The following is a 23,608-nucleotide window of genomic DNA, read 5'->3' as shown; positions in this document are numbered from 1 at the left end:
TACATATTTTTTGTACGCTTAAAGACAAATTTTTACTAAGTAATCTCTTAATTCCTGTACCAATTAGCATTCTTCACCCAATCAACAACAAATTTTACATTTTCAAAAGTATTATCAGGCGAAACACCATGACCTGTATTGAAAATCCATTTATATTCGTTTCTTCCGAAAGGAACAAATTTTTCAAGTTCCTTAACGATTATTTCTTTATTGTCAACTGAAAGAATTCGCGGGTCGAGATTTCCCTGCAAGCCAATTTTGCTGTCGATAATTTCCCATGCTTCAACAATTGAAAACTGCCAGTCAATACTTACGATATCGGCAACATCGGGATGAAGGCGGGAAATTGCATGCCCCAATCCTTTCGGAAAAAATATTACAGGAACTTCTTTTGATTTTACCGCAGAAGTAATTCTTTTAACAAAAGGCAAAATCACTTCAATATATAAATCAGAAGGTAAAAGTCCGGCATGCGATTCAAATAGCTGAAAAACATCAATTCTGTGTCTTGCCTGAGAAACGGCATATTCAACTGAAAGTTCAGTTATAATTTCGAGAAGTTTTATTGCTGTTTCCCTATCGTTATAAAATAATTTTATTGCATCAGAAAAATTGTGATTAGCACTGTTTCCCTGAACCATGTAACAAAAAGTTGTAAATGGCGCACCACAAAATCCTATCAGCGGGATATTTGCGAGTTTTTGTTTTCTGATTAGAGCAATTGTTTTATAAATATGTTCAAGTTTTGATGAATCGGGATTCAAATATGGAATTTGATTTATCGCATCAGATAAGGGAGTTTCAAAAGCAGGACCTTTATCGGTAAAATTTATTTTCATTCCTAATGCTTCGGGAATAACAAGTATATCGGAAAATAAAATTGCAGCATCAACACCTAAATCATTTACGGGAAGCAATGTTACCTGTGCTGCCAACTCGGGATTCAGCATTAATTCTCTGAAACTGTATTTTTCTCTTAATTTATTATACGAAGGAAGGACTCTTCCGGCTTGTCGCATAAACCACACAGGCGGACGTTCTCTTTTTGTTCCTTTTATTGTATCGAGTAAAATTGAATTTTGCATTTTTTATTTTATTAAATTCTTTCAGGATTTTCGTTATCAATTGTCTTTTTTCAATCTGCCAAAGGCAGATAAATGTGAATAGATAAAAATATGAACATTGAAAACAACTCCAAAGGAGTTGAATAATATACATTTATAACAAATACTTTTCATCAAATTCCACACCATGTTCTTTTAGCAAATCAATAAATTCTTCTTTAAAAGTTTTTGTTTTATGATGATTTTGCTGATTCTTAACATACTCAATTAATTTATCTTTTTCTTTTATTGAATAAGTAAAAGCACCATATCCTTCCTGCCATCCATTAAAATGTTTAAAAATTTTATTCTCTTTAATCCAGGAAGAGCTGGCAAGCTTTATATCTTTAATAAGATTTGCAGTGGCAATTGTAGGATGAATATGTGTTACAATATGCAAATGGTCTTCGATTCCATTTATTCTATAAAGATGACAATTTTTATTTTTTAAAATTCCATATATGTATTTAAATAGTAATTCTCTGTTATTTTCGTTAAGCGTTCTTTCACGAGAATATGTCGAAAAAACTATCTGATATAATATTTGTGTATATGTGCTCATTTGTTTTTTTATTAAACCCTTTCAGGGTTTAGTGGATTTTTAATTTTTTTCTATTCATATTTGACCCTTCGGGTCATTTTTATAATTTACTTAATCCATTAAAACTTGCTTCTATAGTTTTTTCAATATCTTCATCGGTGTGGGCATAAGAAACAAATGCAGCTTCAAATTGTGAAGGAGCAAGATAAATTCCCGCTTCAAGAGAAAGTTTAAAATATTTTGCATATTTCTCTTTATCGGATTTCATAACAGCATCAAAGGATTCAATATTTCCGGAATTATTAAAAAATAAAGTGAACATTGAACCGATTCTGTTTATAACCGCTTTCACACCTGTTTTCTGCAAATTATTTATTAATCCGTTTACAAGTTTTGAAGTTTTATTTTCCAAAACATTATAAAAATTTGGATTTTCGTTTATGAATTTCAGCATCGCAATTCCGGCAGCCATTGCCAAAGGATTTCCTGATAATGTTCCTGCCTGATAAATCGGACCAACTGGTGCAAGTTTTTGCATTATTTCTTTTTTACCACCATAAGCACCAACAGGTAAACCACCGCCAATAATTTTTCCGAGTGTTGTAATATCCGGAATAACCTTAAAATATTCCTGTGCTCCACCTTTTGCAAGTCGAAAGCCGGTGATTACTTCATCAAAAATTAATAATGAATTATTTTTCTGAGTGATTTTCCTTAAATCTTCAAGAAAATTATTTTTTGGTAACACAACGCCCATATTGCCTGCAACTGGCTCTACAATTATTGCAGCAATATCTTTTCCGGATTCGCTATATAATTTTTCAACAGAAGAAACATTGTTGTATTCGGCAATTAATGTATCTTTTGCTGTTCCTTCGGTAACTCCCGGACTATCGGGTAAACCAAGAGTAACAGCACCTGAGCCGGCTTTAATTAAAAAACTATCGCTATGTCCGTGGTAACAACCTGCAAATTTTATTATTTTATTTTTTCCTGTGTAGCCCCTTGCCAAACGTATTGCGCTCATTGTCGCTTCTGTTCCCGAACTTACCATTCGCACCATTTCTATTGATGGAACCATTTGAATTATTAATTCTGTCATTTCAGTTTCCTGAATTGTAGGCGCACCATAGCTTGTCCCTTTTTCCGCAGCTTTTTTTATTGCTTCAACAATGCTTTCGTGTGCATGACCTAAAAGCAAAGGTCCCCAAGAACTAACATAGTCAATATAAGTGTTTCCGTCAATATCTGTTATTTTTGAACCTTTTCCATGACTGATAAAAACAGGATTACAATTTACACTTTTGAAAGCTCTGACCGGTGAATTAACACCACCCGGTATTAATCCGCATGCTTTTGAATATTCTGAGTTGCTTTTTTCGGTGGTCATTCTTGTTTGATTATAGCTTAATTTTGCAAATTTCTAAACAAATTTGGTATATTCTATTTTTCTATAAAATAAATTTTTACGTCATTGTATTTATTTAATAATTCCTTTTATTTCTTCTATTACTAATTCTAATGAGCCTACTTTTAGCTTTTCATTAATATAAAAAATTTCATCACATTCGGGAATTACAATATAGTTGTATTGTGTTTTCAAATCTTGAAGAGACATTGTTATACTTTTAGTTGTTTTAGGATTTTGTGATAATTTAATTTCTAAACTAATAAAAGGAATATTATTTTTGATTAACACCAAATCGCATTCTGCCTGATTAGTTGTTCTGTAATAATATGCTTGCAATTCTCTTTTAAATTGCGATGCTATTTGTTCTATAACATAATTTTCCCACAATGTTCCTGCAAGTGGATGAGATAAAAAATCATCCATGTTTTCTATTCCGTTCAAATAATTTGCAAGTCCCGAATCTCTCAAATATATTTTTGGTGATTTAACAATGCGTTTTTTTGCATTATTAAGCCATGGGTGCAGTCTTCTAATAATAAAAGCATGTTCCAAATAATCAATAAAAGTGCTTACTAATTGTTGATTAACCCCTAACGATTTAGAAAGCGATGCTACATTAAGAATACCGCCTTGCATAAGAGCAATCATGGAAATTAACCGCTGTAATTGAATACTTGTTCCTTTCATCCCAAGCATTCTAAGCTCAGTTTCCACATAAGTTTTAATGTATGAAGCAAACCATTCTTTGCGTATTTTAGAATTTTCAATAAGCAAAGGTGTCGGAAATCCTCCTCTGATAAGGTGTTCCTGATAATTATATTTTTTCGATATTTCTTCTAATAAAAGCGGAGTTAATTCATGATAAACTATTCTTCCAGCAAGTGTTTCGGATGAATGATGTAATAATTCAGGACTAGCGCTTCCTAATAAAATAAATTGTTTTTTTAAAGGATTTTTATCTATTACAGATCTAAGAATTGGAAACAATTCGGACATTCGTTGTATTTCATCTATAATAATACATTTGTTTTGATTTGTTTTAAAATATAATTCCGGGTTTTCTAATTTCCTTAAATCATCTGGTGATTCTAAGTCCAAATAAACCGATGGTTTATTCATGTTGTGCATTAATTGCTTTGCCAATGTTGTTTTTCCGACCTGACGTGGTCCTAACAAAGCTACTGAAGGCAAAATCTCCAATAATTGAAGTATAAAATCGGTATCTTTTCTTTTAAACATAAGTTATTTAAAATTATCCATGCAAATATATGTAATATTTATATAATTACATGAATAATACTTATAATATTGATTTGCATCTATTTGTAATCAAATAAAATGTTTGTGCAATAAGGTTTGTTAATACAAATGATTTTACAAAATACTTATAATTACAAGAATATTCTGAAGTCATTTTTGTTTATTTAATATTTTCGCAACCTCCTTTGCAAAATAAGTAATAATAATATCGGCACCGGCTCTTTTAATAGAAGTCATTATTTCGAGCATTATTCTTTCTTCATCAATCCAGCCGTTTGCTGCTGCTGCCTTAACCATTGAAAATTCACCGCTGACATTATATGCAGCAATTGGAATGTTGAAAGTATCTTTTGCTCTGCGAATAATATCAAGATAACTCAATGCAGGTTTTATCATTATAATATCGGCACCTTCTTCGATGTCGAGTTGAATTTCGCGCATTGCTTCATTTGAATTTGCAGGGTTCATCTGATAACTCCTGCGGTCACCAAATTTTGGTGCCGACTCAGCGGCTTCTCTGAAAGGGCCATAAAATCCGGAAGCATACTTAGCAGCATAAGATAAAATTGGTGTATTATAAAATCCATTTTCGTCAAGAATAGTTCTTATTGCTTTCACTCTACCATCCATCATATCGCTGGGAGCGATAATATCAGCTCCTGCTTTTGTAAGCGATAATGATTGTTTGGAAAGTGTTTCGAGAGTCAAGTCATTGTCAACATCACCGTCAACAATTGTGCCGCAGTGTCCGTGAGTTGTGTATTCGCAATTGCAAACATCGGCAACAACAAGCAAATTATTTTGCAGTTTTTCTTTTATTGCACGTATTGCCTGCTGAACAATACCATTTTCGCTGCATGCAACAAGTCCGTGTTCATCTTTTGTTTCGGGAATTCCGAAAAGTAAAACCGATTTTACTCCGGCATCCAATATTTTTTTACATTCTTCCACCAGCAAATCAACTGATAATTGGGAGTTCCCAGGCATTGATGAAATCGGGTTATTTACTTTTTTGCCGGGGCAAACGAACAAAGGCATTATCAAATCATCAACACTGATTGATGTTTCGGAAATCATATTTCTTAAAATAGGATTTTTTCTTAATCTTCTTAATCTGGTTACTGGAAAAGTCATATATTTTTATATTTATAATTAGTAATTTTCAAAATTAACAGGTTTTATCAAAACGCTCTATGCATATATAAATTTATTTAATAACACGCTTGATTTTATTTTTTTTAATGGGTGTATTTTGTTTTTTGCATCGTAAACAAAGTTCCTCAAGTGATGTGTTTTTAAGATATTCAATGATGACATTATTAAGTCCTGTCCAGAATTCTCTGGCAACACAATTTTCCGACCTGTTGCATACCGAAGGGTTATCAATACATTGTACAATAAAAGGACCATGTTCAAATGCCTTAAATATATCCAGAATTTTAACTTTTGATTTGGATTTACTCAGAATATATCCACTCTTCTTGCCGCCCACATTGCTGATTAAACCGGCAACTTTTAAAGCAGAAATAATCGGGTCAAGATATTTTTCGGACAATTCCTGATTTATAGCAATATCTTTCTGAAGAATTCCTTTTTTATTTTCAGGACAACCCAATTCCATCATGGTTCTTAAACCATATCTTATTTTAGTATTAACTTTCATAAAAGTTATTTTAAAAAATTAAACTCTAAATATTTATAGCTGCTTTTCTGCAAAATTAACAAATGTTTGTTAAAACTATTATTTCTTAAAAAAATATCCTGTAAAAAATTTATAAAAATATTTTGTTTTGCTCTTTTATTGTTGTATATTTGTCCTATAATATGAATAGGATTTATATGATAAATAAAAAAATTACGTTAAATTTAAAAAACTAAAAAAATGAAAACTATCAGAAACATTCTAAAAGAAAAGGGAAATGCTATATATAGCATTGGTCCTAAAACTAAAATTATTGATGCATTAAAAAAAATGGCAGAAAAAAACATAGGAGCAATTTTAGTAATTGAAAATGATAAAATTCTGGGAATATTTTCGGAAAGAGATTATGCGCGTAAAAGCTATCAATCAGAATCATTTTCATTAGAAAATTATGTTGAGGATTTTATGTCAAAAGAAATAGTTACTATTTCTCAGGAAGGAGACATTTTTGAATGTATGTCAATAATGACAAAAAGAAAAATACGTCATCTTCCAGTTCTCGATGAGAATAAAATAATTGGAATTGTTTCAATTGGCGATATAGTAAACAGCATTATTCATCATCAGGAAGCTACTATAAAAGACCTTGAAAAGTACATTACTGGTGGATATGTAAATATAGAATCGATATAAAAATTTCCAAAAAGAAAAAAATAATGTACTAATTAATAGAATTGGAGTTTATTTATGCATGTAATAGTATGTGTTAAAATGGTACCTGACACAACTCAGGTGAGTATAAATCCCGAGACCAACACATTAATAAGAGAAGGAGTTCCCTTTATTACTAACCCTTTTGATACTAATGCGGTTGAAGAAGCAATCCGCTTCAAGGATAAATACGGTGCTTATGTTACAGTTATTTCTATGGGACCACCCTCAGCAGAAAAAGTATTAAAAAAAGCAATTTCAATAGGTGCTGATGAAGCAATTTTATTAAGCGACAGGGTTTTCGGAGGTGCCGACACTTTAGCAACAAGCATGGTATTAAGTTTTGCAATTAAAAAAATAAATGAAACCCGTCCTGCTGATATAATTTTCTGCGGAAAACAAACTATTGATGGTGATACAGCTCAGGTGGGACCGGGTATTGCTCAAAGATTAGATATTTCTCAACTTACTTTGGTCAATGAAATTTTAGATGTTGATTTGGAAAGGAAAAGAATTAAAGTAAAACGAAAGCTTGAAAATTATATTGAAATTGTTGAAACATCAATGCCTGTGATGCTCACAGTAGAGCGGGAAATTAATATGCCCCGTTATCCTACTGTTCCATGCAGATTGGAAGCCGAAAGTTATTGCGTAAAACTATGGTCAAATGACATATTAAAGCTTGATGTTAAAGAAATCGGACTTTCTGGTTCTCCGACACAAGTTAGAAGAATTTTTGCACCAGTCAGAGAAAAAGGTGAAACTATCACAGGTGAAGGAGAACAAAAACATAAAGCTGCCGATTTTATGTTTAATAAATTAATAGAAAAAAATATTATCACTACTTAATTGAGAAAATAAATGAGTCCAAAACCTAAAAAGAAACCGAGAGGAAAGGTTCGGCTAATTGAAGGCAAATGTATTTCCTGCGGTGCAAGATGCCAAACATCTTGTTCTGTTGATGCAATTGAAATTAATGAACTTGGCGAACCGGTTTTTGATATTGAAAAATGTTTTGGGTGTAGAAAATGTATTAAAGTATGTCCGTCTGATGCGATAGAAGTTTTTTATACACCGGAAGAAGAAAATATTCTTAAAGAATATGAAACAAAAACTAATGAGCAACCTGAAAATTCTGAGACAGAAAAATCTTTGGTGGAAGGTTCAAATGAAACTAATGAATGGAAAGGCGTTTGGATTTTTGTAGAACAGGTGAGCGGAAATGCACATGATGTATCATGGGAACTTTTGGGAAAAGGAAGAGAGTTGGCAAGCAATCTTAATGTTGAGCTTTCTGCATTTGTTATTGGTGAAAATATTAAACATCTGGCAAAAGAAGCTTTTTGTTATGGAGCCGACAAGGTATACGTTACAGATAATCCTGTTCTAAAATATTATAGAACGAAAGCTTATGTTGATGCAACGGTTAATCTTATAAACAAATATAAACCGGAAATTGTATTAATGGGCGCAACCGGACTTGGGAGAGACCTCGCCGGCGCTGTTGCCACCAAATTAAAGACAGGATTAACTGCCGATTGTACAGCTCTCGCTATTGACAAGAAAAAACGGCTGCTTGAGCAAACCCGTCCTGCTTTTGGCGGAAACATCATGGCTACAATTCTTACTGAAATAAAAAGACCGCAAATGGCATCTGTCAGACCTCATGTTATGCCAAAACCCGAATATATAATTGAAAGAAAAGGAGAATTTATTGAAGAACTATTTTCAATGTCTGAAGCTGATATATCTACAAAAGTTCTTGAAATTATTTCATTAGTCCAGAATGATAACGTGAATATCTCAGCGGCAAACATTTTAGTTTCAGGCGGCAGAGGCATGCGCTCAAAAGAAAATTTCAAGTTGCTTGAAGAATTTGCGGAAAACATAGGAGGAGTAGTTTCGGGTTCCAGATGTGCTATTGACAGCGGCTGGCTTGAACATTCCCGACAGGTTGGACAAACCGGAAAAACAGTTCATCCGAAATTATATATTGCTTGTGGTATATCAGGAGCAATACAGCATCTCGTCGGGATGCAGGATTCAGAATATATTATAGCTATAAACAAAGACAAGTCAGCACCTATTTTTAGTGTTGCTAACTTAGGAATAGTAGGCGATTTGTTTGAAGTTATCCCGGAATTAATAAAAAAAATAAAGCAATCTGATACAAAAATAGTTCATTAAATATTAGTAAACATAAGAAAGGAGTATCGCTTGAACAATACTGAACATATAATATTTACAATAGTTTTCATCACGGCAATCGTATTTTTCTTAAATAATATTTCAAAATTATTTGCAATTATTTGTTTAGGGCGCTGGGAAAACAGATTTGATAATTTATGGTTTCGACTAAAAGGACTGCTAAAATACGGTTTCGGACAAACACGTGTTGTGGGAAGAAAATTTGGAATTAATCATTTTTTTCTTTTCTGGGGATTTATGATTCTTATGTGTGTTTATCTGGAATTTTTTATTAATGGAATTTTTCCAAAATTTAATTTAAGTTTTATAGGTGCTGTACCTTATGGTGTATTACTTTTTACGGCAGATATTATGTCTTTCGTTGTAATAGTATGCGTTCTTATTGCAGTTATGAGAAAAGTTTTTTTCCGTCCAAAACATGTTGAAGCAAAATTCGATGCTTTTTTTATTCTATCTCTTATTTCTGTTTTGATGATTGCTTATTTTACTTCAAATATTTCTGAAGCTAATTTAAATAATTTATCAATGATTCACTGGCTGCCTATTTCAAGCCGGTTGACATTTCTTTTTAATGATATTAATAAATCAGATGTTCATGTAATTTCCCGAATTGCATGGTGGATGCATGCTTTAATTATGCTTTATTTTCTTAATTATTTACCTTATAGCAAACACCTGCATATTCTGACGGCTTTACCAAACTGCTTTTTCAGAAGTCCAAAGATTGTTTCAACTGTTCATCGTATGAAATTTAATAAAGGAGAAGAATTTGGGGTTTCAAAAATAGTTCAGTTTTCATGGAAAGATTTGCTTGATTTTATGGCTTGTACCGAATGCGGACGCTGTCAGTCGGTATGTCCGGCAACGATAACCAACAAACCATTAAATCCAAAAGAATTGATTCTTCATTGCAAACAAAATATCTTAAAAAACGGTTCTGTAATACGAGCATCGCGTCCTCCCGATATGCTTGCCTCTGCTCCTGCTGATGCTGAAATGTCGATTCCATTAATTAGCGAAACTAAAGAAAGTGTATCTGCTGAAGCTTTATGGGAATGTACAACATGTGGTGCTTGTATGCAGGCATGTCCTGTATTCATTGAACATACACCAAAAATCATAAAGATGCGACAACATCTTGTTATGGAAAAATCGGAGTTTCCAAAAGAACTTACTTCCTTTTTCGAATCTGCAGAAAATCGTTTTAATCCGTGGGGACTTCCGCCGACAGACAGAAATAAATGGACTACAGACATTGACATTCCGACAATACAAAATAATAAAAATGTTGAATATTTATTTTTTGTAGGTTGTGCCGGAGCATTCGATTCCCGTTCGCGTAAAGTTACTGTTGCAATTTCACAAATATTAAATAATGCAGGAATTTCGTGGGCTATTTTGGGGAACGAAGAAAAATGTTGTGGTGATTCGCTCAGACGACTTGGGAATGAGTTTGTTTTTGATAAATTAGTTAACGATAATATCAATACATTTAATAAATATGGAATAAAAAAAATAATAACTTCTTGCCCACACTGTTTTTCAACATTAAAAAACGATTACAGACAATTCGGTGCGGAGCTTGAAGTAATTCATCATACACAATTTATAAATAATTTAATAAATGAAGGAAAAATAAAACTCTCGAAAAAAATTGAAGGAAAAACAGTATTTCATGATTCGTGTTATTTATGCCGTTACAATGATGTTTTTAGTGAGCCGAGAAATATTCTTAAATCTTGTGCTGACAAAAAAAATATATTGGAAATGAAAGATTTCGGAACCAATAGTTTTTGCTGCGGAGCCGGCGGCGGAAGAATGTGGATGGAAGAATCTGTCGGAAAACGGATAAATATTGAACGAACTCAGCAAGCACTTAACACAGGAGCATCAACAGTTGCAGTTGCTTGTCCTTATTGTCTTACTATGTTTGAAGATGGTTTGAAAGATGAAAAAGCATCTGAAAAAGTATCGGTAAGAGATATTGCGGAAATAGTTGCGGAATCTTTGGGGTAATAAAAAAGATAAAAGGGTAAAATAATTTATGGTTTCATTCTCACAAATTCACAATTTTATTTATGATTTTGATTTTACAATTTAAAATATTTTTCAATTTCCAAAGCTAAACTCAATCCATCGGGCTTTGACGGTACAATCAAAGGTTTGTATCCATGTTTTAAAATTTCTTTTTCTGTAGTTTTACCTATACAGGCAATTTTGAAATTTTTCACACAATTGTTTTCTTTCATTATTCTGATAAAATTATTAAAGCCCGATGGACTTGTAAAAATGATAATATCATAATTATCACTTTTTATTTTTCCGATAATTTTTTTTGAATAAATTTTAGTTTCAATAGTTCTATAAACGTCAATTCTTGTTATGTCAGCAATTTTGTTTAATCCTTCTTCTATTGTATTTCCGGCAAGTTTACCAAGTACAAGTAAAATATTATCATTTGTTTTTATATGCTTTTCCAACAATTCATTTAAAAAAGTTTCTGAAGTATTTCCTGATGAAATAAAAAAAGGTTTAATTCCGTTTTTCTCCAGTTCCTCTGCAGTTTTATTTCCGATAACTGCTGTTTTTATTACATCAGGAATAATTTTATTTCCTTTTATTTTTTCAAGAAAATTAAAAAAATAAATTACACCATTTTTACTCGTAAATATAAGCCAATTGAAATTAGAAATATTATTTATTGATTTTTGTATTTTATCATTTATTTCAGCAGGAATAATTTCGAGCATCGGAAACTCAAGAATAACCGCACTTTTTGTTTTCAAATATTCGGACATTGCATCGTTTTCAGACAGCGGTCGTGTGGAAATTATAACTTTATTTTTTAATGACGACATTGAAAAGAGTTTAAAGTTTCCTGTTCCGGCGAGCTTCGTTGTTAACGATTTCGCTTCGCTCAATTTTCAGTTAAAAAATCTATACCAACATTTTTTGCTTCTTCCTTTATTTTTTCTGCAAGATATTTTCCGAGTTCTTCTGCCATATTCATATCCGCTTTATCTGATAACCGGATAATTTTGTTTGTTTTATGATTTCCGAACATTGCTCTCAAATAAATAAAATCATTTTTAACTACAGCATAAGCAGCTAAAGGAAACTTGCAGCCACCGCCAATTGTGGTCATAAAACTTCTTTCGGCTTTTGCTGCAATTTCTGTTTCAGTATGATTTATTGTTCTGATTAATTTTATTAATTCTTCATTATCCTTTTTACATTCCAGAACAATTGTACCCTGTCCAATTGCCGGTAAGCATTTTTCAACTGGCAGAAATGCATTTTCAGGAATAGTTTTTCCCAACCTTAAAAGTCCTGCAGCGGCTATAATAATTGCATCATATTGTTCTTCGTTAAGTTTTTTTATTCTTGTATCAATATTTCCACGCAAATCTTTAAAAGTTGCTTTTGGTTTGATGGCAGCTATTTGAACTATTCTTCGCGGACTTCCTGTGCCGATAATACAATCTTCTTTAATTTCTTCAATACTAAGATTATTTTTTGTTAAAACTACATCCTGCGGATTTTCTCTTTTAGGAAAAGAAGCAAGGAGCAATTCTTCGGGCTGCAGTGAAGGAACATCTTTCAAACTATGAATTGCAAAATCAGCTTTGCCTTGTAAAATGGCATTTTCAAGTTCTTTAACAAAAACACCGGTTCCTCCAAATTCTGTTAGTGGTTTATCTGATACCTTATCTCCGTGTGTAGAAAATTTTATAATTTCAAATTCAAAATCGGGATTTTTTTCTTTAAGCAACGCAACTGTTTGTTGTGTTTGAGTAAAAGCTAAAATGCTAGGACGTGTGGCAACAATGTATTTTCTGTTCTTGCTCATTAGTTTCTAAAGTAAATGTGTTCTTTAATGTTTTTGTGATTTCAATTAAATCCTCTTTAGAATTTGCTTTTCTAAAGTTCAACATAATAACTTTAATAATTTTATCGGAATATGAATCAAGAATTTCATTTATATTATCTTTTTGTTCTTCATCCAAATTATTTAAAAAAGTTTCATACGAAGATAATGTGTTTTGTTTTAATACAATTAATTCTTTTTTTATTTCTATCATTGTTGGAACAATAAATTGTTTAGCATACCATTCGTAATAATCTTCTGAAATATCATTTATTATTTTTTCGGCTTTTGATATTTCTATGGTTCTTTTATCAATAGTTGAATCAATAATTTTATTAATATTATCAATAGAATATACAAAACAATTTTCTATTGAATTAATCTCAGGGTCTATATTTCTTGGTATTGATAAGTCAATAAATATTCTGGTTTTATCTTTTAATTCATCTTTCATCATTAAAAGTTCATGTTTGCAAACTATAAAATTCGGAGCACTTGTTGAAGCAATTATTATATCATTATCAATAATTGACTCGAATCTTTTTCCGTATTCAATTACTTTACTGTTGAATTTTTGTGCTAATTCCAAACTATTAATATCCGAGCGGTTAGTAACGGTAATATTGCAATTTTTAAATTGCTGCTGAAAATTTAAAGCAGTCAGAGTAGATATTTTTCCGGCACCAATAAGTAAAATATTTAAATTATTTTTATATTCAAATATTTGTTTAACCATTTCAACGGCAAGTGTAGCAACAGATACCGAACCTTCTCCGATTTTTGTTTCTGAACGTACTTTTTTCCCTATTTGAATTGCTGTTTGAAAAAGCTTATTCAGCATACTGTTTGTTGAATTGTTTTCTTTTGCTGTAAAGTATGCACTTTTAACTTGTCCCTGAATCTGATATTCACCAATAACCATTGACTCTAAACTTGCAATAACCCTGAATAAATGCGTAATCGCAGATTGACAATTCTTTTTAATTATATATTGTAAAACCTGTTCAACAGGAATTTCATGAAATTTACTTATGAAATCAATTATATCAGCAAAACCGTTTTCAATATTATTAACTGAAGCATATATTTCAACGCGATTGCAGGTTGAAAGTATAACACTGCCTTTGACAGAGCTATAACTATTAAGTATGCCCAATGCCTCAGGTAAACTTTCATTTACAAAATGAAATTTTTCCCTGACATCAACTTTTGCGGTCTTAAAATTTATTCCTACAACTATAAAATGCATGAATCGGATTTTAAAATTATTAAATGAAATTGGGTACTTTAAGTGCTATTAAAAGTTTAACAAAAATACGCAAGTATAAATTATTAATAAATTAAATATGTGTTGTAAACAGTGTGTTTTTTCAATAATTACTCCTCAAATTTTATGTTAAGAGTTTTAATAAAATAAGGAATATATCGTGGAAAATTATGATGTAAGTCGTAAATCAAAATATGGTTCAATAAATTATACCTATACTAAAATTATATAGTGGATATTATTTAAGATGCTCAACAGCTCTGTTTTCTTCAGCAATATATCGTTTTATTTTTTTGTGTTTTTTAATAATATCGTCCAGGGTGATTTTTTTAAGGTAATTTGACATAACATCGTTAAGTCCCATCCAAATTTCATTAGCAACACACATTCTTTTAATAAAACAGGTTGCAGGTATTTTTGGGCAATGTGATATTTCAAAGTCAGGTTCAAATGTTCGGTAAATATCATAAACTGTAATTTCCGACTTTGATTTACCTATAAAATAACCACTTTTTTTGCCACTGAAATTCATTATAAGTCCTGAAACTTTGAGCGCAGCTATAATGGGGTCAAGGTATTTTTCGGATAATTTTTGATTATGTGCAATTTCTTTCTGATACATACCTGATTTATTATCATGTAACCCAAGCTCCATCATCACACGCAAACCATATCTTACTTTAGTATTAATTTTCATTATGTTAAATTATTAAGCAGGCAAAAAACAGAAACAGATGATAATCTTCAATTCAAAATTAATATAATTTTAAATATATCCTATAAATACTATATTATATATATTATTAAATTTTTCTTTTATTATTTTGGTTATTTTCAGGAATTATTAAAAAAAGGAAGAATAAAACTTTGTTTCTCCCTTTATCTGCTTCTCTTTCGGGATGATTATAAACAATATTTTAGTTTAATAAAAAAATGACAATTTGATATAAACCATCTTTTTTTATGTTAAATATCTTGTTTTTTCTGACATAAACAAGCTTCAAAATATTGCACCAAAGCTTTGAAAAGAATAATTTTGGTATCTAATTTGTCTTAAAATAATTAAACTAAAAAGGAGGAACTCTTATGAAATCAATTTCAAAAGTAAAAAAAATTACTGTTATTACCGTATTGCCGGTGATTGCTTTTTTTATGATGTCTTTAGTCATTAATCAAGGAGATGGTGTACCTGAAAAATACAAAAACATGAAGAATCCGGTTAAGTCGGAAAAAGAATCTATCGCTTCCGGTAAAGAATTATATACAAAAAACTGCAAAATGTGTCATGGTGCTGAAGGTAAAGGCGGAAAAATGGCAGGTAAATCCGATTTTACAAGCAAAGAATTTAAAGCTTTTACAGATGGCGAAATTTTTTATTATACTACCGAAGGTTTTGGTAAAATGCCTGCTTATAAAAATAAAATAAAAGGAGACAATGACAGATGGAATTTAGTAAATTATATGCGTTCGCTTTAATTCATTTTATTTTGTAATATAATTATACCCTTGGACATCGCTGCATCCAAGGGTATTTTAAAGTTCTTGTAAATAAAATTTATCTGATGATTTTAAACTAAAATTAAAAATTTTTTATTAAAAAATTAAAGAACGGATGAAAAAAATAAAAGTTAAAAACCTGATTTTTATATTATTTGTTGTTGGATTTATTGGGAGTTGCACAAAAGATACAATGAAACCGAAAGTGATTTATCCTGAAAATAATGCTACACCAGTTAGTTTTGCTAATGATATAAAACCTTTTTTTACCAGCAATTGTGCAATTTGTCACCAATCCGGCGGAGCAAGGGTTGATTTGGCAACTTCTAATTGTTACAATGATTTGTTTACAAAAAGTTGTATTGACACTCTTGTTCCATCCAATAGTTTATTATATAAAAAAATAAATGTTGGTGGCAGCATGGAAGCATATTCCAATTCCGGTTTTGCAACTAAAGTACTTAATTGGATCAATCAGGGTGCAAAAAACAATTAATTTAATTCAGAAAATAATGTTTAATAAATAATTTAATTCTAAATTTTTTTAAAATGATACTGTTAATAAAATTAATTTGTAAATTCTTTTGCAGCAGAGTAATATTTGCAGCAATGTTGTTAATTTTTGGAATCAACTTTTTATTTGGTCAAGATTCAATAAGTAAAAAAGTTGACAAATCTGTGGATAATACATTTAACAGCGGTGTATTTCTGGAAAATCAAACTTGCGTGATGAATTATGCTAAATCTTTTGAATTAGTGATTAATCACAGATTCGGTAAAATCAATACAGGCAGTAAAGAAGCATGGGGCATTTATTCTCCGTCAAACATACGAATAGGATTAAATTACAGTATTCTTGAATATCTGCAGGTTGGTATTGGAACCACAAAATTCAACAAACAACAGGATGCAAATGTAAAATTGCGACTGATACAACAAACTATTAGTGGTAAAATTCCGGTTTCAGTGGTATATTATGGAGCACTTGTGTATGATGCCCGAGATACGAAAAGCTTCGATTATCCCAATTTTAAAGAATCACATCGCTTTTCATACTTCCATGAAATTTTGGTTTCACACAAATTCTGTAATTTTTTTAATCTGCAGGTTGCACCAATGTACACTCATTACAATATAGTCGAAACAACTAATAATTCTGTTCAATCGTCAAGTGGAGATACATTAGCTCATCGCATAAGGCGAAATGATAATTTCGGACTTTCGGTTTTGGGAAAAATTAATATTACATCTACTATTTCATTTTTGTTTGAATATGATAAAAATTTTACCAAACTTATAAAAGAAACTGAAGTTTATAAAAACCCTAAACCAAACATTGCTATTGGTTTTGAAAAAGCAACGGCGGCACATTCATTTCAGTTATTCGTCAGCACTGCCGAAGCAATAACTTATCAAAGAAATATGGTTTATAATCAGAATGTTTTTATAGGAAAAGGTGATAAAGAATGGTGGTTTAAAAGTGATTTGGTAATAGGATTTAATATTACAAGAATCTTTTAATTAGAAGAGTTTGTCCAGAATGTCCGATTTTTTCGTTATTCTCGTTTCAAAAATCAGTCATTTACTTTAGTAAACTCCTGATTTTTAAAACTTCGAAAGCCTCGAACTCGGACATTCTGAACCAAACTCTTTATGGACAGGCACTAATTAGTAATACTTATGAAATAAATTTTGTTCAAAAACATTTCAAACTATGGCATTAATAAACAAAAGTCCCACATGTGTTGAATGTAAATTCAAACACGAAATCTTTTATAATTTAACAGAAGATGAATTATTGATTATTAATGAAAATAAATTAGAAGTTGTTTATAATGAAGGTGAGGTTATTTTTAAACAAGGCACACCAATTACTCATATAGTTTCTGTTACAAAAGGACTTGCCAAAATTTATATAGAAGGAGTCAGTAAAAAAAATCTCATACTTCAATATGTACGTCCAACCGAATTCCTTGGCGGACCGGGAGCATTTACAGATAAAATACATCATTATTCTGTTATAGCTATGGAAGAAACAACAGCTTGTCTTATAAGTGTGGAAATTTTCAAAGATTTAATGCATAAAAATATTGAATTTGCATTTGGTTATATCGAAGATGTCAGTAAAAAAGGGATATATAATTTCAATAAATTTATCAGTTTAACACAAAAACAAATGCATGGTCGTATAGCAGAGGCATTATTATATTATAAGGATACTGTGTATCCCGACCACTCAAATGGATTTCCTCTTTACAGAAAGGACATTGCTGAATTAACAGCATTAAGCAAAGACAGTGCCAGCCGAATATTAAATTCCCTTCATGAGTCCAAAATCATTGAAATTTCTGAAAGTACAATCAAAATTTTAAACAGGAAACAACTAGAAAAAATCAGCATCAAAGGGTAATTGAAATTGTAATGTCAGGTCAAATGCAAGTTGACATTTAAATAGAAGATTGAAGTTATAAATTTAGCTTTTGCTTAAACAAAATTGTTAAATTGTTATAAATAAACCAACAACAGAATAAGTAAGTTATTAAAACAACAATTTAACAATGTAGTCATTTAAAGTATAATTAGTGTCTGTATATAAAGTCGAGAGTTTGGTTCAGAATGTTCGAGTTCGAGGCTTTCGAGGTTTAAAAATCAGGAGTTTACTAAAGTAAATGACTGATTTTTGAAACGAGAATAACGAAGAAATCGGACATTATGGACAAACTCTAATTAATCCTTTTATCAATTCCAAAAGAACTGCAGGATATATAGGTTTATCATGAAAAGTAACATTAGGAAACATTTTCTCATCATCAACACCTGAAACCAGATTAACTCCCATAGTATCAAGCATACCTGTTAATAATATAATCGGTAGGTCTTTCATGTCGGGTTCTTTTTTTATTGTATGCAACATATTATAACCTTCGAGGTTTGTATTCATCATTACATCAAGAATTAAAAGGTCAGGTTTTTCATTTTTTAATTTTTCAAACCCTTCTTTGCTGTTTGAAGCAGTGATAACATAATAATCATTGTTTTCCAACATGACCTGAAAAGACCTGACAAGGTCATGGTCATCATCTATTATTAATATCTTTTTTTGCATTTGTATTAGTTTTAAAAAAGTTTAACTTATTTTTTTAAAAAAGCCCGAACAGTTGTGCCGGGCTTTTTGTAAGAATATTTATTTTAATTAATATTGTATTTACGGCAATACAGCTATTGAGTTAGTTAATAATGCTTCGCTGTATGAAGTATTATGAATACCCAAACTGTATTCTCTCAAACATAACTGGAAATTTATGATTGCACCCATTTGCGCATTTGTCAATTTCAGTTTAGGTAAGGTGAGATTATATGCTGTTTGTGCAGATGTCCACGAAGAACCTGGGCTTGGATTCCTGAATTGACCGGCATTATTTGTTTCGCCATCGGGATTACTAGCCGGGTCATAAATGTTCAAATAACCATCATAATTATTTGTAGTTAAACCTGCCCATAAGTTTGTTTCTGTATCAGGATTTCTGTTAAGAATTTCTATGCCATCCTGTTTTAATTTTGCAGCCAGCTGGTTAAGTAAAGTTTTATGATTGGTTCTTGGAGTAGTAAATTTCGTGGAAGTTGCAGTAATAGGACTTGCTGAATGGCAACCCGAAACATTACAACCATTGAAGTTTCCTTTTGCCACAAAAGTATGTCCGCCTGCCTTGCCTGTCATGGCTGCTGTATGGCAATCCTGACATGAAGCAACTGTTGTATGAGTAGAATTGCTGTAGCTCAGGGAACCTGAAAATTCAATACCGCCTATTCCTGCATAAATTGCACCAACAGAACCATAATGTATGCCTGTTCTGTAACTTGGCTTTAATACATTTGTAGCACCCGTTGTTGTATCATATAAAACAGCTGTTGGGTTACTGGATAATGCTGCATAGTCAATAACATTTTTATCAGTTGATTTTGTTACTGGTCTAGGCTGATGGCATTTTATACACAAATTACTTTTACCTCCGCTCTGTGTGATATTAATCGTTTTTGTTCCTCCCCACATAGTCATAGGGACAGCTGCAGTAGTTGTTAATGGTGATATATCGCTATAACCATAAGTAGTGTGTAAACTGCTGTGGCATGTAAAACAACCAATTTCGCCATAAGAAGTAGAAGATGTAGCAGCATAATTATTTACATACGAACTGCCGGAAAGAGTAAAAGTTGCAGGAATGTTATTTTTACATACATACTTAAATCCTTCTGATTCGTGGCATGGAGCGCAACCTGTGCTTCCGGCTTCTTCAAAAGCAGCTGTACCATAAGAGTGTTTTGATAATTTGAATTCCGTTGATTTTTCATCAACAACAGTTGCATTGTGGCATTGTTTGCAGGTTGCGTTTGCATCTAAACCATTAGTTCCGTCTTTTCCTGCGGGACCTTCTGGTCCTGCTACTTTCTTGCAACTTACTAACGCTATTGCAAGAATGCTTAGTAAAAATATTTTTCTTTTCATCTGTTTAAAAATTTAGTAATTAATTAAATTTAGTTTCTATTTTATTTATAGTTTTAATATTTAATTTTTTTGTTTGTATGAATATTTAATAAAAATATGTTTAAATTATTTTTGGCAAATATATAAATATGAAATTAACGGATTAGTTTAATAGCCAATGAAAGCAGCAGGTTTCCTTAATAAAAACATCTTTAATTTTATGAATGTTTGTAATAAAATATGTGGGATTATACCATATAAAAACCAGATAAATGTCTTGCGTTAAAATTAATGTCTATCGGCAATTAAGACAGGACAATGATTTTAAGAGAAAAAAATATTGGCTGCAAATCTGAAATTGATAGTGATTTTTATATAAATTTGTAAAAAATAATATTAAGTATGTTACTGGAAGACAAAAAAAATACATGTGTTGATTGTAAGTTCAAGCATGAAATTTTCAATCGTTTAACCGAAGAGGAATTGTTGCTTGTTAACGAAAACAGGTTAGAAGTTATTTATAACGAAGGAGAAACTATTTTTAAACAAGGAACTCCGATTACACATATTGTTTCTATCACAAAAGGTCTTGCTAAAATTTATATTGAAGGATTTGGTAAAAAAAACCTGCTCCTGCAATATGTACGCTCAAACGAATTTCTTGGCGGACCTGGAGCATTTACAGATAAAATACATCATTACTCTGTTGCAGCCATGGAAGAAACAACAGCTTGTCTGATAAGTGTAGAAATTTTCAAAAATTTAATGCATAAAAATATTGAATTTGCATTTGGTTATATTGAAGATATTAGTAAAAAGGGAATATACAATTTCAATAGATTTATAAGTTTAACACAAAAACAAATGCACGGTCGTATAGCAGAAGCATTGTTATATTATAAAGACATTGTATATCCTAATCATTCAAGTGGATTTCCCCTTTATAGAGGCGACATTGCTGAGCTTACAGCATTAAGTAAAGATAGTGTCAGTCGAATATTAAATTCCCTCCATGAATCAAAAGTTATCGAGTTTGCTGATAATACTGTCAAAATTCTGAACCAAAAGCAACTTGAAACTATCAGCCAAAAAGGTTAAAGATGCCCTAAAGTAATACAAATTTTTTTGAGTTTTTTCAGAAATTTATTTATACAAATCAAAATGGCAATCCATGCAATTTGATTCTTTCCAAGCATTTCCGATATCAACAGGATGAATAAATTTAACGGATTTATTAACATCAGAAAATACAATACTGTCTTTTTTCCCTTGTCCCAAAATTGAATGACACAGATAACAATTCTTAGATATGGTTTTTCCTTCAGGTGATTTATGCTTGTCGTTATGACATCTGAAACATCCATTTGTTTCGAGATGACCTATATGTCGCGGATATTCTTTATAGGTTACTTTCATTTCTGGAAATGCATTTTGAAAATAGGAATTTTGGATTTCGGAAATTGCATTTGCTATTTGTTTATCATATTTTTTATAAACAGAAGGATATTTTTCTTTATAAAAATTCGTAATTTGTTTTTTTATACCCGCAGCAGCAGCTTCTTTTGTTGGATATGTAACATTTAATGCATCCATCACAATTTTCTTTAGCCAGGGTATTGATGTGGATATTTTATCAGATGTAAACAAATTATTTATATAATAAGACGGAGACCTGAATTCGTGCGAAGGACGGTTGTGACAGTCCATACAATCCATTGTCCTTGCAGGTAATTTTTTAAGAGAATCTGCATTTATTGTATTTTCTTCGTCTTTATAAATTGTTTTTTTTCCTGTTTTAGTATTTGTTAGTTCTACCCAGTAAATAGTTTCGCGTTTCTTATCTGCTTTATATGCCATTTTTATATCAGGATTTATATGCCAGTGAATTCCCTGATTTAGACCCAAAGCTTCGTGGCTTGAACCAATTTTCATATTTAATATTACATTCCATTCGGTATTGCATGAATCTGCGAGGTAATATTTTTCCTGATGCAGTTTGTCGGTATAAAATTTCTGAGGCCAATGGCACTTTTCACATGTTTCTCTTGCAGGACGTAAATTTTCAATTGGCGTTGAAATTGGTCTTGGATACGATTCATTCAAATATTTAAAAACCTGACGAAATCCCGATATTTTTGATTTCACAAGCCAACTAACACCCTCTCCCACATGGCACTCGGCACATTTAATTCTTGCATGAGGAGAATTCTGATATGCAACAAATTCTGGATTCATTACTTTATGGCAAAGCTTTCCGCAAAATGCAACAGATTCAGTATAATGAAACCCTTCATAAGTACTAACAATAGTTGACATTACAAATAATACAGTTATGCTTGTAAAAATTAATATTGCATTTCTTTTTCTGTTATCTTTTAAATTTATTATTAGTTTATCATCAGTTCCTTTGAGTCCTCTTCTGTCTCTTCTTCTTTTTAAAAACATTCCAAAAAAAATCAAAATAAATCCTAAAACCAGAAATACGGGAACAACGAGATAAGTAAACAATTCGGAATAAACATTTCCCGAATTAAATACATCCACCATAACAATTAAAAATATAAATGATATCCATGCAATCAAAGCAATGATAGTACCCAGAAAAGAAATGTAATTGAAGTAAGATTGCGGTAGTTTTATTTTTTTCATTGCATAGGTTTTTTAAATGTTTTGAAAAATAATTTTAAAAAGAAAAAAATATTTATAAAATATGTTTATAGCTATCAAAGATTTTTTATTTCTTATTATATAGTATGCAAAAATAGAATTAATAAAAACCATATACTAACCTGCAAAGCTTTGTAGAAGCTTGTTTTTCGTATGAGTATTCCAAATAATATACGATAAAAATGATATTAAAAAATGGAATACATCGTAAATAATTAAGATGTATAACCGAAAGGGTGAGATTATAATTTATTATTTGTAATGTTGTAATCAACAAAAATGCACAGCTATTATACGAATGAATGAAGCAATAAATATTTCTCTATATAAAAGAATATTTCTTTTTTCAGTTTGCTTGTTTTTACTTTTGAACAAACTGCCTGCTCAATCCAATAGTGATTGTCTTACCTGTCATGAAGAACCAAGTTTAAAAACAGTAAGAGATGGAAAAACCAAATCTTTATATGTTAACAATATAACCTTAAATAAATCTGTTCATAAAAATGTAACATGTGCTTCTTGTCATAAAGATGCTGCAGTAAAAGATTTTCCTCACCCCGAAAAGCTCAATCCCGTAAATTGCAGTAATTGTCATTCGGCGGCTCAGAAACAATTTTTTGCCGGCATACATGGACAAGCACTGAAATTAAATGCACCTTATGCTCCTAATTGCAAAGAATGTCACGGAGCACATGATATTTTACCATCCTCATCTCCTAAATCGCTTACTTATAAAATGAACATTCCGTTTTTATGCGGAAAGTGCCATAAGGAAGGAGCTCCGGTTGCACTTACATATAATATTAATGAACATAATATTCTTGAAAATTATAGTGAAGGTATTCATGGAAAAGGATTATTCAAAAGCGGTCTTATTGTTACTGCGACCTGCAACGATTGTCATGGTAATCATTTGATATTGCCTCGTTCGAGCCCTAATTCATCCATTT

At 31.1% G+C, this 23,608-nt stretch carries 23 protein-coding genes; 10 read left to right on the top strand and 13 right to left on the bottom strand.

Going from position 1 to position 23,608, the window contains the following annotated elements:
- Positions 1-47 precede the first annotated feature (47 nt).
- From hemE to WC223_03420, 6 genes are all read right to left on the bottom strand, one after another.
- Positions 48-1,085, bottom strand: coding sequence for a uroporphyrinogen decarboxylase (gene hemE / locus WC223_03445; GenBank protein ID MFA6923287.1), 1,038 nt, complete (start codon positions 1,083-1,085; stop codon positions 48-50).
- Between the two features lie 133 nt (positions 1,086-1,218).
- Positions 1,219-1,665, bottom strand: coding sequence for an IS200/IS605 family transposase (gene tnpA / locus WC223_03440; protein MFA6923286.1), 447 nt, complete (start codon positions 1,663-1,665; stop codon positions 1,219-1,221).
- A gap of 79 nt (positions 1,666-1,744) precedes the next feature.
- On the bottom strand, positions 1,745-3,034 hold the full coding sequence (gene hemL / locus WC223_03435; protein ID MFA6923285.1) for a glutamate-1-semialdehyde 2,1-aminomutase: 1,290 nt from the start codon (positions 3,032-3,034) through the stop codon (positions 1,745-1,747).
- Positions 3,035-3,124: 90 nt separating this feature from the next.
- The gene (locus tag WC223_03430; GenBank protein ID MFA6923284.1) at positions 3,125-4,294 is read right to left on the bottom strand and encodes an ATP-binding protein; all 1,170 of its coding nucleotides are present in this window, start codon (positions 4,292-4,294) and stop codon (positions 3,125-3,127) included.
- A 171-nt stretch (positions 4,295-4,465) separates the two neighbouring features.
- A complete protein-coding gene (gene hemB / locus WC223_03425; protein MFA6923283.1) occupies positions 4,466-5,449 on the bottom strand; it encodes a porphobilinogen synthase in 984 nt (327 codons plus the stop codon).
- 73 nt (positions 5,450-5,522) lie between these two features.
- A complete protein-coding gene (locus WC223_03420; protein ID MFA6923282.1) occupies positions 5,523-5,978 on the bottom strand; it encodes an Rrf2 family transcriptional regulator in 456 nt (151 codons plus the stop codon).
- Positions 5,979-6,197: 219 nt separating this feature from the next.
- Between WC223_03420 and WC223_03415 the strand changes: the two genes are divergently transcribed.
- From WC223_03415 to WC223_03400, 4 genes are all read left to right on the top strand, one after another.
- Positions 6,198-6,650 (top strand): CBS domain-containing protein, encoded by a 453-nt coding sequence (locus WC223_03415; GenBank protein ID MFA6923281.1) that lies wholly within the window; start codon positions 6,198-6,200, stop codon positions 6,648-6,650.
- 78 nt (positions 6,651-6,728) lie between these two features.
- Positions 6,729-7,517, top strand: coding sequence for an electron transfer flavoprotein subunit beta/FixA family protein (locus tag WC223_03410; GenBank protein MFA6923280.1), 789 nt, complete (start codon positions 6,729-6,731; stop codon positions 7,515-7,517).
- A 12-nt stretch (positions 7,518-7,529) separates the two neighbouring features.
- Positions 7,530-8,855: an FAD-binding protein gene (locus tag WC223_03405; GenBank protein MFA6923279.1), complete on the top strand. Its 1,326-nt coding sequence runs from the start codon at positions 7,530-7,532 to the stop codon at positions 8,853-8,855.
- Positions 8,856-8,885: 30 nt separating this feature from the next.
- Positions 8,886-10,892, top strand: coding sequence for a (Fe-S)-binding protein (locus WC223_03400; protein MFA6923278.1), 2,007 nt, complete (start codon positions 8,886-8,888; stop codon positions 10,890-10,892).
- Positions 10,893-10,966: 74 nt separating this feature from the next.
- Here the strand turns inward: WC223_03400 and WC223_03395 are convergent, their stop codons facing one another.
- From WC223_03395 to WC223_03380, 4 genes are all read right to left on the bottom strand, one after another.
- Positions 10,967-11,734: a uroporphyrinogen-III synthase gene (locus tag WC223_03395; GenBank protein ID MFA6923277.1), complete on the bottom strand. Its 768-nt coding sequence runs from the start codon at positions 11,732-11,734 to the stop codon at positions 10,967-10,969.
- Between the two features lie 59 nt (positions 11,735-11,793).
- Positions 11,794-12,726, bottom strand: coding sequence for a hydroxymethylbilane synthase (hemC, locus tag WC223_03390; GenBank protein ID MFA6923276.1), 933 nt, complete (start codon positions 12,724-12,726; stop codon positions 11,794-11,796).
- Positions 12,686-13,993: a glutamyl-tRNA reductase gene (hemA, locus tag WC223_03385; protein ID MFA6923275.1), complete on the bottom strand. Its 1,308-nt coding sequence runs from the start codon at positions 13,991-13,993 to the stop codon at positions 12,686-12,688. Before hemA ends, hemC begins: the two co-directional genes overlap by 41 nt.
- Before the next feature lie 256 nt (positions 13,994-14,249).
- On the bottom strand, positions 14,250-14,708 hold the full coding sequence (locus tag WC223_03380; protein MFA6923274.1) for an Rrf2 family transcriptional regulator: 459 nt from the start codon (positions 14,706-14,708) through the stop codon (positions 14,250-14,252).
- A gap of 389 nt (positions 14,709-15,097) precedes the next feature.
- Here WC223_03380 and WC223_03375 point away from each other — a divergent pair, with 389 nt between their 5' ends.
- The 4 genes from WC223_03375 to WC223_03360 all read left to right on the top strand — a co-directional run bounded on the left by WC223_03375 (position 15,098) and on the right by WC223_03360 (position 17,918).
- Entirely contained in the window at positions 15,098-15,487 is a 390-nt protein-coding gene (locus WC223_03375) for a cytochrome c (GenBank protein MFA6923273.1), read from the top strand.
- 136 nt (positions 15,488-15,623) lie between these two features.
- Positions 15,624-16,004 carry a hypothetical protein gene (locus WC223_03370; protein MFA6923272.1) on the top strand — a complete coding sequence of 127 codons (381 nt, stop codon included), beginning with the start codon at positions 15,624-15,626 and terminating at the stop codon, positions 16,002-16,004.
- Positions 16,005-16,057: 53 nt separating this feature from the next.
- Positions 16,058-17,029, top strand: coding sequence for a DUF5777 family beta-barrel protein (locus WC223_03365; GenBank protein MFA6923271.1), 972 nt, complete (start codon positions 16,058-16,060; stop codon positions 17,027-17,029).
- A 193-nt stretch (positions 17,030-17,222) separates the two neighbouring features.
- Positions 17,223-17,918 carry a Crp/Fnr family transcriptional regulator gene (locus tag WC223_03360; GenBank protein ID MFA6923270.1) on the top strand — a complete coding sequence of 232 codons (696 nt, stop codon included), beginning with the start codon at positions 17,223-17,225 and terminating at the stop codon, positions 17,916-17,918.
- 300 nt (positions 17,919-18,218) lie between these two features.
- Here the strand turns inward: WC223_03360 and WC223_03355 are convergent, their stop codons facing one another.
- Together WC223_03355 and WC223_03350 are read right to left on the bottom strand one after the other, a co-directional pair.
- Positions 18,219-18,614 carry a response regulator gene (locus WC223_03355; protein MFA6923269.1) on the bottom strand — a complete coding sequence of 132 codons (396 nt, stop codon included), beginning with the start codon at positions 18,612-18,614 and terminating at the stop codon, positions 18,219-18,221.
- Between the two features lie 99 nt (positions 18,615-18,713).
- On the bottom strand, positions 18,714-20,012 hold the full coding sequence (locus WC223_03350) for a hypothetical protein (protein ID MFA6923268.1): 1,299 nt from the start codon (positions 20,010-20,012) through the stop codon (positions 18,714-18,716).
- A 381-nt stretch (positions 20,013-20,393) separates the two neighbouring features.
- Here WC223_03350 and WC223_03345 point away from each other — a divergent pair, with 381 nt between their 5' ends.
- Entirely contained in the window at positions 20,394-21,089 is a 696-nt protein-coding gene (locus tag WC223_03345) for a Crp/Fnr family transcriptional regulator (GenBank protein ID MFA6923267.1), read from the top strand.
- Positions 21,090-21,134: 45 nt separating this feature from the next.
- Here WC223_03345 and WC223_03340 read toward each other — a convergent pair whose 3' ends face one another.
- Entirely contained in the window at positions 21,135-22,640 is a 1,506-nt protein-coding gene (locus WC223_03340; protein MFA6923266.1) for a NapC/NirT family cytochrome c, read from the bottom strand.
- A 316-nt stretch (positions 22,641-22,956) separates the two neighbouring features.
- Between WC223_03340 and WC223_03335 the strand changes: the two genes are divergently transcribed.
- On the top strand, positions 22,957-23,608 hold a 652-nt coding region (locus WC223_03335; protein MFA6923265.1), incomplete at its 3' end, for a cytochrome c3 family protein.

Source organism: Bacteroidales bacterium, assembly GCA_041671145.1.
Taxonomy (GTDB): domain Bacteria; phylum Bacteroidota; class Bacteroidia; order Bacteroidales; family JAHJDW01; genus JAQUPB01.
This window is presented reverse-complemented; position numbering and strand designations above follow the sequence as displayed.

Excerpts from the sequence above, each read along its gene's own strand:
- hemE (MFA6923287.1), bottom strand. The coding sequence starts at position 1,085 with ATGCAAAATTCAATTTTACTCGATACAATAAAAGGAACAAAAAGAGAA.
- tnpA (MFA6923286.1), bottom strand. The coding sequence starts at position 1,665 with ATGAGCACATATACACAAATATTATATCAGATAGTTTTTTCGACATAT.
- hemL (MFA6923285.1), bottom strand. The coding sequence starts at position 3,034 with ATGACCACCGAAAAAAGCAACTCAGAATATTCAAAAGCATGCGGATTA.
- WC223_03430 (MFA6923284.1), bottom strand. The coding sequence starts at position 4,294 with ATGTTTAAAAGAAAAGATACCGATTTTATACTTCAATTATTGGAGATT.
- hemB (MFA6923283.1), bottom strand. The coding sequence starts at position 5,449 with ATGACTTTTCCAGTAACCAGATTAAGAAGATTAAGAAAAAATCCTATT.
- WC223_03420 (MFA6923282.1), bottom strand. The coding sequence starts at position 5,978 with ATGAAAGTTAATACTAAAATAAGATATGGTTTAAGAACCATGATGGAA.
- WC223_03415 (MFA6923281.1), top strand. The coding sequence starts at position 6,198 with ATGAAAACTATCAGAAACATTCTAAAAGAAAAGGGAAATGCTATATAT.
- WC223_03410 (MFA6923280.1), top strand. The coding sequence starts at position 6,729 with ATGGTACCTGACACAACTCAGGTGAGTATAAATCCCGAGACCAACACA.
- WC223_03405 (MFA6923279.1), top strand. The coding sequence starts at position 7,530 with ATGAGTCCAAAACCTAAAAAGAAACCGAGAGGAAAGGTTCGGCTAATT.
- WC223_03395 (MFA6923277.1), bottom strand. The coding sequence starts at position 11,734 with ATGTCGTCATTAAAAAATAAAGTTATAATTTCCACACGACCGCTGTCT.
- hemC (MFA6923276.1), bottom strand. The coding sequence starts at position 12,726 with ATGAGCAAGAACAGAAAATACATTGTTGCCACACGTCCTAGCATTTTA.
- hemA (MFA6923275.1), bottom strand. The coding sequence starts at position 13,993 with ATGCATTTTATAGTTGTAGGAATAAATTTTAAGACCGCAAAAGTTGAT.
- WC223_03380 (MFA6923274.1), bottom strand. The coding sequence starts at position 14,708 with ATGAAAATTAATACTAAAGTAAGATATGGTTTGCGTGTGATGATGGAG.
- WC223_03375 (MFA6923273.1), top strand. The coding sequence starts at position 15,098 with ATGAAATCAATTTCAAAAGTAAAAAAAATTACTGTTATTACCGTATTG.
- WC223_03370 (MFA6923272.1), top strand. The coding sequence starts at position 15,624 with ATGAAAAAAATAAAAGTTAAAAACCTGATTTTTATATTATTTGTTGTT.
- WC223_03365 (MFA6923271.1), top strand. The coding sequence starts at position 16,058 with ATGATACTGTTAATAAAATTAATTTGTAAATTCTTTTGCAGCAGAGTA.
- WC223_03360 (MFA6923270.1), top strand. The coding sequence starts at position 17,223 with ATGGCATTAATAAACAAAAGTCCCACATGTGTTGAATGTAAATTCAAA.
- WC223_03355 (MFA6923269.1), bottom strand. The coding sequence starts at position 18,614 with ATGCAAAAAAAGATATTAATAATAGATGATGACCATGACCTTGTCAGG.
- WC223_03350 (MFA6923268.1), bottom strand. The coding sequence starts at position 20,012 with ATGAAAAGAAAAATATTTTTACTAAGCATTCTTGCAATAGCGTTAGTA.
- WC223_03345 (MFA6923267.1), top strand. The coding sequence starts at position 20,394 with ATGTTACTGGAAGACAAAAAAAATACATGTGTTGATTGTAAGTTCAAG.
- WC223_03340 (MFA6923266.1), bottom strand. The coding sequence starts at position 22,640 with ATGAAAAAAATAAAACTACCGCAATCTTACTTCAATTACATTTCTTTT.